Here is a 15,196-nt window from a genome sequence, read left to right as displayed (position 1 = left end):
CCGTCGCGGTAAGGTCGGTTTAGCCGTAGCGGAACTCATTCGACGTTTTGTATCTGCTCACGAATCCGTTCGACGCACGTTTTCATTTCCACTACGCGGCGGGCGATCTCCGAATCGTTCGCCTTTGAGCCGATCGTGTTGGTCTCACGGAACATCTCTTGGGTCAGGAACTCAAGCTTGCGACCCGCCGAATCTTCTTTGGCCATGATCGACGCATATTGGTCGAGGTGACTCTTCAGCCGGACGATCTCTTCCGAGATGTCGGTCCGATCGGCGAAGACGCCAACTTCGCGAATCACCGAAGCCGGGTCGGTCGTCACGTCAAACTCTTCCAGCAGCTTGTTCAGCCGCTCGGTAATGCGACTGCGGTAATTCTCGACGACCTGCGGGGCCAGCTTCTCGACTTCCGCCAGTTGGGCGGCGATTTCCTGGCAGTTGCTCGCCAGGTCGGCCGCCATCGCCTTCCCTTCTTCGCGACGCATCTGCGTGAAGCGGGTCAGGGCTTCGGTCAGCACTTTCTCGAGCAGCGGCCAATCGGAATCGACATCGATCGCTTCGGAGTTCTTCTCTTCGATCACGCCGGGCAGTTGCAGCAGGCTGTCCCAGTGGGGCGTCTCGGCCAGACCCAATTGGGTGCTGACGCCGCGCAGTTGCTCGAGGTAGCTCTTCAGCACCGCGGCGTTCAGGCGGAAGTCGTCGCCGCTCGCTTCGCGATGGACTCGATAGTTGACGTTGATGGTGCCCCGCTTGGCGTGCTTGCGAACCAGCGCCTCGATTTGCGGTTCAAAGCAAGCGTAACCTTCGGCGCCCCGGATGTTCAGCTTGAAGTAACGGTTGTTGACCGCGCGGACTTCTACGGTCACTGCCAAGCCGTTGAGCTGGGCGTGCGATTCGCCAAAGCCTGTCATACTAAGCAGCACGGGCGGGACGCTTTCAAAGCGGATCGGCGAGACCGCCGGCAGACGCGCGGCGGTCGTTATCAAGGAGAGCCAGACTAGTCGGCCGGCTTTTCCTCGGTCTTCGGAGCTTCCGCGGCGGGAGTTTCCGCCATCGGGGCATCGGCGGCCGGCTGATCCAAGGCCTTCATGTCGTCCTCATTTTCGACTTCGGCCGCGCCCGGGGTAAAGCGGCTGGGAGTCGCGTCAGGCGTTTCGCCATCCGCCGGAGCCGTGCCGAGTGCGCCCGGGGTGGTGATCGGCGTCGCGCCGCCACCTTCCAGCTTCGAGTCGCCGCCGGTTTGCAGCGTCGCCAGCGCCACGCTGCAGAGCAGGATCCAGACCAGCGTTACGATCGAGGTGACCTTGGTGAAGGTGTCGCCGGCCTTGGCGCCAAACGCGCTAGTGCCGCCGGAACCGCCCAAGGCGCCGGTCAAGCCGCCGCCACGTCCGCGCTGAACGAGAATCAGCAGGATCAGGAAGAGCGAAAGTGCGCTCAGCACAAATCCGAGTAAGTATTGCATCGATCGATCCGTGAGTAGTTGCAGGTTTCGGGCGTTGGACTTGCGTTACTTGGCGCCCGCGATGATTCCGAGGAAGCTGTCGGCCTTCATCGACGCTCCGCCGACCAACGCGCCGTCAATGTTCGGCTGCGAAAGGAGCTCGGCCGCATTGTCCGGTTTGACGCTGCCGCCATATTGGATGCGAACCTTGTCGGCGACGGCCGAATTGTATCGAGTGGCGATCACCTTGCGAAGATCGGCGTGAACCGCTTCGGCTTGTTCCGGCGTGGCGACTTTGCCGGTGCCGATCGCCCAGACCGGCTCGTAGGCCAGAACGATGGTTTCCATCTGCTCGGCCGAGACGCCGGCCAGCGAACCATAGAACTGTTCGGCGACGACGTCAGCCGTTTTGTTTGATTCTCGTTCTTCCAGCAGTTCGCCGACGCAAACGATCGGGATCAAGCCGCCGGCCAGGGCCGCATGGACCTTCTTATTGATCAGCGAGCTGCTTTCGCCAAAGATGTGGCGGCGTTCGCTATGGCCCAGGATCACATACTGGCAGCCTACGTCTTTCAGCATCGCGGCCGAAACTTCGCCGGTGAAAGCGCCGGAGGCCTCAAAGTAGATGTTTTGGGCGCCGACGCCGATCGGGCTGTCGCCAGCCGCCGAGACGATCGCGTCGAGGTAGATCGATGGCGGGCAAACCGCCACTTCTACCGAGCAATCGGCCGGAAGGTTGCTCGCGATACCTTGGACCAAGGCGATCCCATCGGCTCGGGTGGAGTTCATCTTCCAATTGCCGGCGATAAAAGGTCGTCTCACAGGGGCAGTCCTCTGGATAGCGATGGGTTCAACGAGTGATATCGGATCAATGACAGCAAGCCGCCAAGAACGGATCGATCAATATAGCACGACATCAGACCCGCCGTCGAGAGGAGGATTCTCGCGGCTTGAGCCCTCTTGGGTCCGCGAAAACCGAGATGCGAAAACCCTTCTATGGAGTGGCGTGTATTGCAAATTGGTTCGTTTGGGGGATTAATGGGCTATGCTGACTAATTGGGGCCGCAAGGTTTTCCCAGTCGTTTCATTCTTTGAAAGTTGCAGGCTATGGTCACGACCTCGCTGCGTCGTTCATTTCAAAAGTGCGGACATTGGATTCTCTTGGGCGTCTCTGTGATGACGCTCGCGGTCTGCTTGGCCGGTCCTAGTCTGTCTGGTCAAGGCGGCGATGTCGCCTGGCGTGGTCGCCGGGTTTATCGCGCTTACTACGCGCCGGTTGTTCCGGTCGTGCCGGTTTATCGGCCTGTAGTGCGTCGGGCTTACTATGCTCCCGTCGTTCCGATCGTTCCAGTCGCTCCCGTTTACTACGGAAGTCCTTATGGCGGTCGGGTTGTGGCGCCTTACGCCGAAGTTTACTGGTAAGCTTCGCCGAAGCTAATTGGGTAATGCGTCGCCTGATGCGCAGGCGAACGAAACGTAAACGTCTGCGCATCGAGGTCGAAATTTGCCAGCGAGTAAGTCTGCGCGGAGATCGCGTCTGAAATGGGACGCCGGCGACTGGCAATGGCTAGGTCCTATCGTTTGGAGGCGATGGACAACGCATCTCCACTTACGCTAACGGAGTAGTGATATGAACGCGGCTCAAGCTCGCCCGCATCTGCAAACCTGGGGACGTCGCATCTGTTTGTGCGCCGCGACGGTCGCTTTGACCTTTGCGTTGGCGGCGCCTTCTTTATTCGACGGCCAGTCGGTTGCGACCCCGCAACAAGAGGTCGCCTGGCATGGTGGCGAAGGAATCTACGGCCCGATCTATCGTGGTCCGATCTTCGCCCGCGCGAAGTATGGCTATAACCGCGGCTACGGCCCGATCTATGGTCCCTACTGGCAGCACCATCCAGAACGGAACGCGATCGTGAACCCCAATCCCAACTTCTTCTGGTAAGCGGTTGGTCCAACGCGACTGATAGGGAGGCCGCCCGGCGGCGAATTCAGCCTCTCTGACTCGGCGGACGAAACGATCAACTCTAACAGTCCGTTGATTTTCTCGACGGACTGCGTGATCGCACGGATGCGATCCCAAAATAACGACGTAAGTCGATATTTTGGGAGCCGCGAAGAGCTATGCTCTGGAGCCTGGCGAGGTTGGAAAGTGCCACGAGGGCATTTTTCAACAGGCAGCTAAGAAAACTGCACCCCGAGCGACGGGTCATCGGCCGTTGGTTCGCTCGGGGGGATGCGTCTTCACTGGGGGCGGCGATCGGCGTTTTTTGGCATCCCCTTTACTTTAAAGGAAGTCATGATTCGTTTGACGCTACACCTAAAGAAGGAGTATTGATCATGAATGTTCTCTCCATTCGTAATCGCATGAAATCGGCGCCAGGCCTGGTATCGCTGGCGTGGCCACCGTCGCCCTAGAGCGGTTTTCTTCAATCTTTGGCGTTCTAGCTGGTTGTGGCCGCGCTGGTCGGCGTTGACCTGCATCGACGAATCTTGAGGATTCGCCTGCTTCGGTCGCCTTGACCAGCTTGCCTCACCGCCGCCAGAAACGCGACAGCTATCAGAAAAACGCTCTAGTCGGTCGGCGTCATTTTTCGGAACGATCCAAGCACCTCGAAGCGGATTGTTTTTTTCTCCAGCGACGCGATCGCGCGGCGGATTTTCATCTCGCTCTCGTGCCCTTCCATCTCGACGAAGAAGAGGTACTCCTGATCGCCGCCCGAGACCGGGAACGATTCGATCCAGGTCAGGTTCAGTCGGTTTCGCTTGAAGATGTTCATCGCGTCGGCAAGTGCGCCCGGCTTGTGCTCGGTCTGGAACATCATCGCCGTCTTGTCGTCGCCGGTCTTCTTGCCAGACTCGTTGCCGATCACGGCAAAGCGGGTAACGTTCCGCGGATTGTCTTCGATATTCTCGGCGGCGAAGTTCAGGCCATAGTTCACCCCGGCCGCGCGACTGGCGATCGCGGCGACGCCCTCTTGTTGCGTCGCCAACTGCGCGGCGGCGGCAGTGCTAGTGATCTCGCAAACGCGGGCCTGCGGCAAGTGTTTGGCGAGCCAGTTCCGGCATTGCGACAATGCCTGCGGCTTGCTGTAGACTTCGCGGATCGCGGACCGGTCGCACTTGGAGAGCAGGCAATGATGAATCCGCAGTTGGACTTCGCCGCAGATCTTCAGCGGTTGCCGCGCGAACATATCAAGCGTGTCGGTCACCCGGCCGTCGCTGGAGTTCTCGACCGGGACCAGGCCGAACTGGCAAGTGCCGCGGCTCACCTCTTCAAAGACGGCGGGGATGGTGGCGACCGGGACAAGTTCGGCACTTTGACCAAATCGCTCGATCGCGGCTTGATGGCTGTAGCTGTACTCAGGACCGAGGAACGCCACCTTCAGTCGAGCCGCCACGGTTCGGCAGCCGCTGAAGATTTCGCGGAAGATGGTGCGCAGCTCGTCTGGGGGAAGGCTTCCACGGCTCTTCTCGGCCAGTTGTTCGATCCGCTGATCGTCATCGACCAGACAATCGACGGCGGTTCCTTCCGCTTCCAACTGGGTGGCGGCCTTGATCAGGTCGGCCCGCTGCTGCAGGAGCGTCGCTAATTCTTTATCTAACTGGTCGACTTCCCGTTTCAAGGAAGCCGGAGTGGAGCGTTTGACGCTCTTCTTTTTCGACATTTCGTCGGTTCTCCGCCGGGGCCGATTCGCCCGAAGCGGCGATCGTGAAACGAGTTCGCATCTATCGTAATCGACGGCCGAAGATCGCGAACCCCCATCTGCCGCGCGGGGAATTTCCGCTGCCAAATTGGCATCGGCCCGCAAAAACGGAATGGCAGGCGACTGGGTAAGTGATTGTTTGAAAGGGACTTAAGTTCACATCGCTTGGTTTTTTGGTCATTGGCATGACGCTTGCTGTATTTACTGCTCGTCCACCAAATAGACGCAAACCGAGGGCGACCTCGAATCATAAGAGGAGGAATAAACATCATGGCACAAGGCGAAGCGATTATCGGAATCGACCTGGGGACGACCAACTCGGTTGTCGCCATCATGGAAGGTTCTGAGGTCAAAGTCATTCCGAACGCGGAAGGCAACCGACTGACCCCCAGCGTCGTGGCTTTCACCGATAAGGGCGATGTCCTGGTCGGCGAACCGGCCCGTCGTCAGGCGGTCACCAACCCCAAGAAGACGGTCTACTCGATCAAGCGCTTTATGGGTCGTCGGCACAACGAAGTCGACGCCGAAGAGAAGATGATCCCCTACGAAGTCGTAGGCGGTTCCGACGAGTACGTCAAAGTGAAAATTGGCGACTCTGAATATACGCCGCAGGAAATCTCGGCGAAGGTTCTGCAAAAGCTGAAGGCGGCGGCTGAATCGTACTTGGGCCACAAGGTCAACAAGGCGGTCATCACCGTTCCGGCTTACTTCAACGACGCCCAACGTCAGGCGACCAAAGACGCCGGCCAAATCGCCGGTCTGGAAGTCGCTCGTATCATCAACGAACCGACCGCGGCCGCGCTGGCTTATGGTCTGGGGAAGAAGAAGAGCGAAAAGATCGCGGTCTTCGACCTGGGCGGCGGTACGTTTGACATCTCGATCCTCGAAGTTTCGCCTCCCGAAGGCGACGAAGAAGGGGAACGAACCGTCTTTGAAGTGATCAGCACCAATGGCGACACGCACTTGGGCGGCGACGACTTCGACGAAGAGCTGATCCACTTTGTGGCGGATGAGTTCAAGAAGGAAAACGGCGTTGATCTGCGTCAAGACACGATGGCGCTGCAGCGTCTGCAGGAAGCTTGCGAAAAGGCGAAGAAGGAGCTCAGCTCGCAATCGCAAACCGACATCAATCTGCCGTTTATCACGGCCGATGCGTCGGGGCCGAAGCACTTGCAGGTGTCGATCAGCCGCTCGAAGTTTGAAGAGCTGACCGACAACCTGATTCAGCGTTGTCGCGTGCCGGTCGAAAAGGCCTTGGCCGACGCCAACCTGAAGCCGGGCGAGATCGACGAAGTGGTGCTGGTCGGCGGTTCGACCCGCATTCCCAAAGTGCAGGAAATGGTCAAAAAGATTTTTGGCAAAGACCCGCACAAGGGGGTGAACCCGGATGAAGTGGTCGCCGCTGGCGCCGCGATTCAGGGTAGCGTGCTTTCGGGCGATCGTAAGGACGTGCTGCTGCTCGACGTGACTCCGCTGTCGCTCGGCATCGAGACGCTCAACGGCGTCTTCACCAAGCTGGTCGAACGGAACACGACGATTCCGACCGAAAAGAAGCAAACCTTCTCGACGGCGGAAGACAACCAGTCGGCCGTGACGATTCGCGTGTTCCAAGGGGAACGTCCGATGGCGGAAGACAACCGCTTGCTCGGTCAGTTCAACCTGGACGGTATTCCGCCGGCGCCGCGCGGCATGCCCCAAATCGAAGTGAAATTCGACTTGGACCAGAACGGCATCTTGAACGTGTCGGCCAAGGACGTCGGCACCGGCAAAGAGCAGCACGTGAAGATCGAGCAGTCGTCCGGCTTGTCCGAGTCGGAGATTAACCGGATGCAGAAGGACGCCGAAGAGCACGCCGCCGAAGACAAGCGGAAGCGTGAACTGGCCGATCTCCGCAACCAGGCCGAATCGATGTGCTTCCAACTGGAAAAGCTGATCAAAGAAAACGGCGAGAAGCTTTCCGACAGCGACAAAGAGCCGCTGGAAAAATCGATCGAGAAGACTCGCGAAGCCGCCAAGGGCGAAGACGTCGACGCAATCAAGTCGGCGATCAGCGAACTGGAAGCGGCCTCGCACGCGGTCAGCAAAGCGTTGTACGAAGGCGCCGACGCGGCTGGGGCGGCCGGAGCGGAAGCTCCCGGCGGCGCCGAAGCGGCCGGAGCTGAGGGCGACGACGATGCGATCGACGCCGAGTTTGAAGTGAAGAAAGACTAATTGCTTAGCAAGACGTACGTGCTGGGGACGAGACCTCCGTCCCCAGCCATTCTTGCGGCAAACGGCCGGCTTCACGTCTTTCTCGACGCCGGTGCAAGCGCCGCTCTTTGATATTTGCGGCGGTTTCTTTTTCGCGGCGATTTTTCTCCGCGACTGATGTACAAAAAAAGTAGCTGCGCTCCCCGTGTGCGCAGATTTCATAACAGGAGGCGAGGACCATGGCGATACGTTTCGACAAATTCACGCTCAAGGCTCAAGAGGCGGTGCAAAGTGCGCAATCCATCTGCATGGACGCCGGCAATCCGCAGCTGACCCCGCTTCATCTGCTGGCGGCGCTGTTGCGCGAAGCGGAAGGCGTGGTGAAACCTCTGTTTGACAAGATTGGCGCCAACCGTAGCCAGATCACCGATCTGGTGACGACCGAACTAGGACGCTTGCCGAAAATGTCGGGCGTCGCTGGTCAGCCGGCGCTGTCTCCCGAGTTTGATCAGGTGCTGCAGGCCGCGCAGCGCGAAGCGGATGTGATGAAGGACGACTTTGTGTCGACCGAGCATCTGATCTTGGCGCTGAGCCGCGTCAAGAGCGCCGCGCAAGAAATCTTGAAGGTCAGCGCCGTCACCGACAAAGAGGTGCTGGCGGCGCTACAATCGGTCCGCGGTAGTTCGCGCGTCACCGATCAAAACCCGGAAGCGACGTTCCAGGCGTTGGAGAAGTACGGCATCGATCTGGTCGAGCGGGCCAACCAAGGTAAGCTCGATCCGGTGATCGGTCGCGATCAAGAGATTCGCCGGACGATCCAGGTCCTGTCGCGCCGCACCAAAAACAACCCGGTGCTGATTGGCGAGCCGGGCGTCGGTAAGACCGCGATCGCCGAAGGGCTGGCCCTGCGCATCGTCCAGGGGGACGTTCCGCAAAGCTTGAAGAACAAGCGGATCATCGCGCTCGACATGGGCGCCTTGGTCGCTGGCGCCAAGTATCGTGGCGAGTTCGAGGAGCGTCTGAAAGCGGTCCTGAAGGAAGTTCAGGATTCAGACGGTCACGTCGTCCTGTTCATCGACGAACTGCACACCGTCGTCGGGGCGGGCAATGCGGAAGGGGGCGCCGATGCGGCGAACCTGCTGAAGCCGGCGCTCGCCCGCGGTCAGCTCCGTTGTATCGGAGCGACGACGCTCGACGAGTATCGCCAGTACATCGAGAAAGACGCAGCGCTGGAGCGTCGTTTCCAGCCGGTCTACGTCAATGAACCGTCGGTCGACGATACCATCGCCATCTTGCGCGGCCTCAAGCCTCGCTACGAAGCGCATCATGGGATCAAGATTAAGGACTCGGCGCTGGTCGCCGCGGCCAAGCTGTCGGATCGTTACATCACGGATCGATTCCTGCCCGATAAGGCGATCGACCTGGTCGATGAGGCCTCGAGCCGGTTGGCGATCGAGTTGGAAAGCGTGCCGGCCGAGATCGACGTCGTCCAGCGCCAGCTAACGCAGCTAGAGCTGGCCGATCGGCAGTTGGCCGAAGAGACCGAGGAATCGGCCGTTGAACGCCGCGCCGAGATCCAGACGGAGATGAACGACCTGCGTCGTCAGCTCGCTTCGCTGCGTGAGCAGTGGGAAGCGGAAAAGCTGGGGATGGGGGACGTCTCAAAGGTTCGTCAGGAACTGGCGCAGCTGGAGCTTCAGTTCCAGCAAATGCACGCTGCAATTCAAGAGAAGCAAGCCAGCGGCGCGCCAGTCTCGGAAAGCGACTATCAGCAACTGTTCGAGCTGCAGAAGAAGCGGGACGCGCTGACCGCGCGGATCGACGCCGAAGTCGACAACTCCGAAGCGAACAAGGAGGAGAAAAGGTCGGAGCGGCGTTTGCTTCGCGAACAGGTGACCGAAGAGGAGATCGCCGAAGTGGTTAGCCAATGGACCGGAATCCCGGTCACTCGGATGATCGAATCGGAGCGAGCCAAGCTGCTGGTGCTGGAAGAACGACTCCACCAACGGGTCGTCGGCCAGGACGAAGCGGTCGAAGCGGTCGCCAACGCGGTTCGTCGTAGTCGCAGCGGCTTGCAGTCGAGCAATCGTCCGATCGGTTCGTTCATCTTCCTTGGTCCCACTGGGGTTGGTAAGACCGAACTGTGCAAGGCGCTGGCCGAAGTGCTGTTTGACGACGAGCAGGCGATGGTCCGCATCGACATGAGCGAGTACATGGAACGGCACGCGGTGAGCCGGCTGATCGGGGCGCCTCCCGGATACGTCGGCTACGAAGAAGGGGGCAAGCTGACCGAAGCGGTCCGCCGCCGTCCCTACAGCGTGATCCTGCTCGATGAGATCGAGAAGGCGCATCGCGACGTCTTCAACATCCTGCTGCAAGTGCTGGACGATGGCCGTTTGACCGACAACCATGGTCACACGGTCGACTTCACCAACACGATTGTGGTGATGACCAGCAACATCGGCAGTCAGGCGATCCAGCAGATTTCCTCGGAAGGAGGAACCGACGACGAGATCCGCGAAGCGGCTCAGGCCAGTTTGCGGACCCACTTCCTACCGGAGTTCTTGAACCGCGTCGACGAGACGATCGTGTTCAAGCCTCTCTCGCAGGTGCAGTTGCGACATATCGTCGAACTGCAGGTCAGCTTCCTGGCGAAGCAACTGCAGGAGAACGGAATCGAACTGGCCATCACCGCCGAGGCGAAAGACGCCTTGGCGGCGGAAGGTTACGACCCGACGTTTGGCGCCCGGCCGCTGAAACGCGTGATTCAAAACCAATTGCAGAACGCGCTGGCGACCGAGATCTTGCGTGGGGACATCGGAGAAGGGGATGGCGTGCAGATCGACTTTGTCGACGACGCCTTCCAGTTCAAGAAGTTCGCGCCGAGCGCGGCTCCGGCGTAAACCATGGCCAAGCGGGCCTAGCCGCGTAAGAAAACGAAAAAAGCCTTGGCGGTTTCGCCAAGGCTTTTTTTTGTGCGGTGGGCTCGGTCAGCAAACTAGCTGAGGAGCTTCCATTCTTCGATCAGCAGTTCGGCCGAAGGAGTCATCTTGCGCAGCTTCGAAGCGATGTGGGCCTTCATGTCGGCCGACGGGTTCTTGGCGAGGATCGCCTTGAACTTGGTGTAGGCCTTACGGCGATGACGGCGGCGCTTCAGCTCTTTCCCACGTTCGCTAATAACCGGCACGTGATTCTCCTAAAACACTGTATATTGTGGTAGTTGTTGTCGTAGTAAACGACTCAAGATACCGATTGACGCGATTTTCGTCAATGACCAACCCGCCCTCAATCACCCCCGCCGCCAATCGCGAACCGCCGGGCAAAATCGGGGTCCTAACGTCAGCCCCCCACTTCGACCATGGACCACTGCTGTAACCCATTACGGGCGGCTAGGTTGCGTTGACAAACCGCCGCCCCGTCGATACATTAATACCCTTCCCAGCAGCCCAATAAGGCCGCTGGCGCAAATCCCTAGCAGTCCGTTGATTTTCTCAACGGGCTGCTGGATCGCAGGGATGCGATCCCAAAATAACGACGTAAATCGTTATTTTGCGAGCCACGAAGAGCTATGCTCTAAACTTGGCGAGGTTGGAAAATGCCACGAGGGCATTTTTCAACAGGCAGCTAGGAGGCGAGCCGAATGGTTAGGGAGCGGTCTTGAAAACCGTCGCGGGCAACCGTTGGGGGTTCGAATCCCTCCGCCTCCGCTTTGACGCCGGCTTGTGATACTTCGCAGGCCGGCGTTTTTATTGGGGGGCGTCCGTCTCGTCCCGGGTGCGGTAGAGGAACGCATCCGACGTCAGTAGCGACGTAAGCAGCGCTTTCATGCTGCCGCCGCTTTCCTGGTAGGCTTGGTCGGCAGCTTGTAGTACCGGGGCGTCATTCAGGGTTTCGTTGCGGCCCATCCAGAAACGGAACGCGTGGCGGACGAAGACTTGTTCGACGCGTTCGCTCTCGGATAGTTTTTTGATCAGGTCGATCGCATTGTCGACCTTGCCATCGAGGTTCGGATCGCCCGAGTCGATGATCTCGCCGCTGGTATCGACCGGCTGGCCGAGTTCGGTCGTGCGGTGAAGGCCCGCGTGGTTGAACATCTCAAATGGCAAGCCTAGCGGATCCATCTTTTCGTGACAGGTCCGGCAGTACGACTCGCGGGTTACCCGCATGCGCTCGCGGAGGGTGTTGTTCGGTTCATCGGGGAGCATCGCGTCGACGGTAATCGGCACATCGGGAATGCCGCCGCCGAGCAAGCGTTCGCGAATCCAACGTCCGCGGCGAATGGCATGATTGTCCATCGCGTCAGAGTGGGAGACGAGCCAACTGGGCTGCGTCAGGATGCCGAGTCGTTCGCCCTCGGGCGCGGTGGCGAGGATCCGCTCGGGCTTCATTGAGCCGGCGCCGAAGCTGCGGCGGCTGACCCGGGCGAAGATCTTGGGGCCAGACAGTTCGGCGACTTCCACCTTGTGGTTGGTCTTGTTCCGCTTTTTGAAATCGGCCGCTTTGCCGTTGGGGTGCTCTTCGAGCCAAGCGGCGAGCGCTTCTTTCTCCTGTTTGAGAGAAGCCGCGATGTCTGGTTGCGTACGTCGTGTGCCGTAATAGACTTTGTCGCCAGGCGTGGCGACGATCTTTTCGGTGGTCAACAGCCGTTTTAAGACATCCTGGTCTTCCGCCAGGATCAGCTCAATCAAGCGATCGGTGCTGGCGGTGGCGTCGAACATGGCGCTGTAGTGGGCGTTGCCGCCGCCAGCGCCAGTATCGCCGAGAGCCTTGGCGTCTTTGCAGATGTATCCGCCGAGGTCGTAGTCAAAGTAGTCGCGGAAGAACTGCAGTACCCGCGGCTTGCGAATGCTGTCGTCGGCCAACATTCGCTCGACTTCACGCCGGACGTCCTCTTTGGTTCGCAGGCGGCCTTCGACAATCGCCGACTGCAAAGTTTCATCTGGCTGGATGTAACGCAGGGCATGATTGACCGCCATGCCCAGCTCCCAGTCTTGCAACATCACGCGGCCATGTTCGTCCGGCTTTCCGCTCGTCGCCAACTCGGGCCGAAACAGGGCGTCGCGATCGAGGAAGATCGCCGAAAGGCCAAGTATCGCGCCATCTTCCTGCCCCAGTTTGTCGATCGATTGTTGGGCGATCTGAACGTAGGCCTGCGACTCTTGCTTGGTGGGAGGACGGAAGGTGACCGCCTGGAATACGTAATCGACCGCCGCTTGAAGTTGGGTCGAATCGACTTCTTCCGCTTCCAGTAAGTCTTTGACCGGAGTCAGCGGGCGCACGACTTGGGTGTTGTAGACCAGCGAGGTCGGCAGGCCGCGAATGTCGCCGTCCCATTTCTGCATGACCGCTTTCGTGTCGTCGCTGATCTGGTAGGGCTCGGCGATGCTCAAGGGACCATGCGCCATGTAACGCAGGATGTCGTCGGCCATGCCCAGGATTTGAGTCGCTTCGGCGCTGTTGACCGAGTAAAAGTCGGGGTAGTTTTCCAGACCGTGCGCCCGAGCCGAGGACAGAACGGCGGGGACGCTTTTGACGGCGGTAGCGTAGGCGACCGTTCCCCCTTGCCATTTGGTGATGCGATCGACGCCGAAGTACAGCTTCAGTTCGCCGCCATGGTTGGTCGGCACGGCGTCGCCATGGGTGCGTAGGCCTGGCTTCTGGGGATCGAACCCCGGTTCGGTATTGATCAGTTCGTTGAGCCGGGTGATGTGCTCTTGCGGCGTGACGCGCCAGATGCGGGCCGGCGAAGAAGTTGGCCGTAGCTGAATGCCTTCAGGCAGCGGACCGAACAGCAGATCGTGATCGACGAAGTTTCCCTTGTTCGGATCAAGCTGGGCCTCGAAGCCTCCCTTGTCTTTCAACACGCCCTTCAACTGGGCGACGATCCAATCGGCAAACTGTAGCCGCGCGATCACCTCGGGCTGCTCCTCTTCTTTCGGCGGCATTTCCTTCAGTGCGACCTGCGCCCAAACGCGGGTCCAGACGTCGGCGTTCACTTCGTCGACCGGGCCGAGACCTTCCAGCGTCAGATCGGCTTCGGGAAAGTCCTTGCCATGGCAGTCGTTGCAGTGCGTGGTGAGAAAGGGTTCGACAAAGCCGCGGAAGTCTTTCTCCACCTGCTGGCCAGGGACGTAGGTCTCGCCGAAGGCGGCCGTCGCAAGACAGCACCCCACCAGCGCCGCCAAGGCGCATCCAACCTTGCTCATGCCAGCACTTCCGAGAGCGCGCCGTTGCCGGCATCGAATTTCTGGGCGAGTTTCTCGCTCATGTTGTAGCGATCGCAATTGACGCCGGCGGCGTTGAGGATCGACGTATAGAGTGCGTTGATCGGGCGTTTGCCATCCAGCTGCGTGAAGCGGCCGGTCTTGAACGCGCCGTCGAAATTGCCCAGCAGCATCACCGGCCAATTGGCGCCGCTGGTGTGCTGGCTGTCGGCGTTGTTGCTGGTGTAGACGATCAGCGTGTGATCCATCATCGTGCCGCTCCCTTCCGGGATGCTCTCAAGCGAATCGATGATCTTTTCCAGCATTCGGCTGTTGTACTGGCGAATCTTGGTCCAGATCGGATTGTCGGGCTGCGACATGTGTCCCAGATTGTGACCTTGTTGGTCAATGCCCAGGCCTTTCCAGGCGCCAAAGATCTCACCACGCCCCGATCCAATCGTCAGCGTGTTGGTGATGCCGGAGGCGAGGGCCGAAATGCCAAGCTCCAGCAGCGCGTCATGCCAATCGGTTTCAAACTCGGGCTGGGCGTAACGCTCGTCAACTTTGGGAGCAAACTGTCGGAGATGATCGGACACGGTATCGAGTCGCTCGCGTAGTCCGTTGATCTCTTTGAAGCCGTTGACGTACTGGCGATAGCGCAGTTGATCGGCGGCCGGTAGCGACGCGCCTTTGGCGGCGGCCAGCTTTTTGATCTGGTCGAAGGCGCTAGAGCGGGCTTCGTGTTGACGACGAATGTCGCCGGTCGAGATGCCGCCGTAAAGCATTTGGTACAGCAGATTCGGATTGGAGTGCATGAAGATCGGCTGCCCGGCGCCGCTGGCCGATAAGGTGGCCAGGGTCGGCTTGGCGGTCATGTTCTCCATCGAGTCCATACCGATGCACAGGTGCGGCAGAAGCGTCTGCGGCAGGACGTTGCTGAGTTCGTAATCGATTGTCGCAGCGCTTGGTGGAACGCCATCGCCGCCGCGGTATCCACCCAGAGCGCCGAAGAATGCGCTGTGCGATGGGCTGGTGTGCTTGCCATGCAGGCCGTTGATGATGTGCAGACGTTCTTTGTACGGTTCCAGCGGGCTGATTGGCTCGGGAAGCTTGACGCCGGCCAGCGAACCGCTGTGCTTCATCCCCTTGGGGACGCAAGTCGCTGGATCAAAGCCTTGATTTTGTAGGAAGAAGATAACCCGCTTGGGCGTCGAGTTTTGAGCGCTGGCAGCCAACAGACGGTCGGCGGAAAACGGAAAACCAAGGGCGGCTCCGGCACCCGTCGCCACGGCTTGTAGCATTCTTCTACGGTCAAGCATGGTCGCTCCTTCCAGGATGGGATATGTCGATCACCTGGCGCCCGCGCACGAAATCGTGGACGGTTGGAAAGTAGGCGAATCTCTCCGGCATGGGTGGTTTAGGGAGAGATCATCGACAAGGTGTCGGAAAATGGAGGTGTGGTTAGGGGAGGGGGGAGTGCTATTCAGTATATCGGTCCCCCGGCGGAGACTCTACTTGAATTTGCCGAAAACTAGCAGGGCACGTCGGCTGGAATCGAATGGCAACACGGCGCAAATGATTCATCAGAAACCGGTAGAAACGGGACCCGGCCGGGCAGGGGAGGCTGACAAAGTTTGTCCGTTCCCCCCCAAAAAAAGCCG

The 15,196-nt window shown here is 59.5% G+C and carries 11 protein-coding genes and 1 tRNA gene; 5 read left to right on the top strand and 7 right to left on the bottom strand.

The features are described 5' to 3' along the window. Positions 1-35: 35 nt before the first annotated feature. The 3 genes from Enr8_RS22545 to tpiA form a co-directional block, all read right to left on the bottom strand. Positions 36-920 carry a YicC/YloC family endoribonuclease gene (locus Enr8_RS22545; protein ID WP_246120213.1) on the bottom strand — a complete coding sequence of 295 codons (885 nt, stop codon included), beginning with the start codon at positions 918-920 and terminating at the stop codon, positions 36-38. Between the two features lie 74 nt (positions 921-994). Continuing rightward, the gene (secG, locus tag Enr8_RS22540) at positions 995-1,459 is read right to left on the bottom strand and encodes a preprotein translocase subunit SecG (protein WP_146436081.1); all 465 of its coding nucleotides are present in this window, start codon (positions 1,457-1,459) and stop codon (positions 995-997) included. Between the two features lie 45 nt (positions 1,460-1,504). Then, complete coding sequence (tpiA, locus tag Enr8_RS22535) at positions 1,505-2,260, bottom strand: triose-phosphate isomerase (RefSeq protein WP_146436079.1); 756 nt, start codon at positions 2,258-2,260, stop codon at positions 1,505-1,507. 285 nt (positions 2,261-2,545) lie between these two features. Here tpiA and Enr8_RS22530 point away from each other — a divergent pair, with 285 nt between their 5' ends. Both Enr8_RS22530 and Enr8_RS22525 read left to right on the top strand, forming a co-directional pair. Next, positions 2,546-2,860 (top strand): hypothetical protein, encoded by a 315-nt coding sequence (locus tag Enr8_RS22530; RefSeq protein ID WP_146436077.1) that lies wholly within the window; start codon positions 2,546-2,548, stop codon positions 2,858-2,860. Positions 2,861-3,068: 208 nt separating this feature from the next. Continuing rightward, entirely contained in the window at positions 3,069-3,380 is a 312-nt protein-coding gene (locus tag Enr8_RS22525; RefSeq protein WP_146436075.1) for a hypothetical protein, read from the top strand. Positions 3,381-4,008: 628 nt separating this feature from the next. On the opposite strand, the gene pheA is transcribed toward Enr8_RS22525, so the two are convergent. Next, on the bottom strand, positions 4,009-5,103 hold the full coding sequence (gene pheA, locus Enr8_RS22520; protein WP_146436073.1) for a prephenate dehydratase: 1,095 nt from the start codon (positions 5,101-5,103) through the stop codon (positions 4,009-4,011). Positions 5,104-5,412: 309 nt separating this feature from the next. On the opposite strand from pheA, the gene dnaK reads away from it, so the two are divergent. Continuing rightward, entirely contained in the window at positions 5,413-7,353 is a 1,941-nt protein-coding gene (gene dnaK, locus Enr8_RS22515; protein WP_146436070.1) for a molecular chaperone DnaK, read from the top strand. 218 nt (positions 7,354-7,571) lie between these two features. After that, the gene (gene clpB, locus Enr8_RS22510; protein WP_146436068.1) at positions 7,572-10,235 is read left to right on the top strand and encodes an ATP-dependent chaperone ClpB; all 2,664 of its coding nucleotides are present in this window, start codon (positions 7,572-7,574) and stop codon (positions 10,233-10,235) included. 95 nt (positions 10,236-10,330) lie between these two features. Here the strand turns inward: clpB and Enr8_RS22505 are convergent, their stop codons facing one another. Then, positions 10,331-10,519: a DUF6800 family protein gene (locus tag Enr8_RS22505; RefSeq protein WP_146436065.1), complete on the bottom strand. Its 189-nt coding sequence runs from the start codon at positions 10,517-10,519 to the stop codon at positions 10,331-10,333. A 440-nt stretch (positions 10,520-10,959) separates the two neighbouring features. On the opposite strand from Enr8_RS22505, the gene Enr8_RS22500 reads away from it, so the two are divergent. Beyond that, positions 10,960-11,039 (top strand) — tRNA-Ser (locus tag Enr8_RS22500). 39 nt (positions 11,040-11,078) lie between these two features. On the opposite strand, the gene Enr8_RS22495 is transcribed toward Enr8_RS22500, so the two are convergent. Next, complete coding sequence (locus tag Enr8_RS22495) at positions 11,079-13,538, bottom strand: DUF1588 domain-containing protein (protein ID WP_146436063.1); 2,460 nt, start codon at positions 13,536-13,538, stop codon at positions 11,079-11,081. After that, positions 13,535-14,854 (bottom strand): DUF1552 domain-containing protein, encoded by a 1,320-nt coding sequence (locus Enr8_RS22490; protein ID WP_146436061.1) that lies wholly within the window; start codon positions 14,852-14,854, stop codon positions 13,535-13,537. Before Enr8_RS22490 ends, Enr8_RS22495 begins: the two co-directional genes overlap by 4 nt. Positions 14,855-15,196: the final 342 nt, after the last annotated feature.

Source organism: Blastopirellula retiformator, assembly GCF_007859755.1.
In the GTDB taxonomy this organism is placed as follows: Bacteria; Planctomycetota; Planctomycetia; order Pirellulales; family Pirellulaceae; genus Blastopirellula; species Blastopirellula retiformator.
This window is presented reverse-complemented; position numbering and strand designations above follow the sequence as displayed.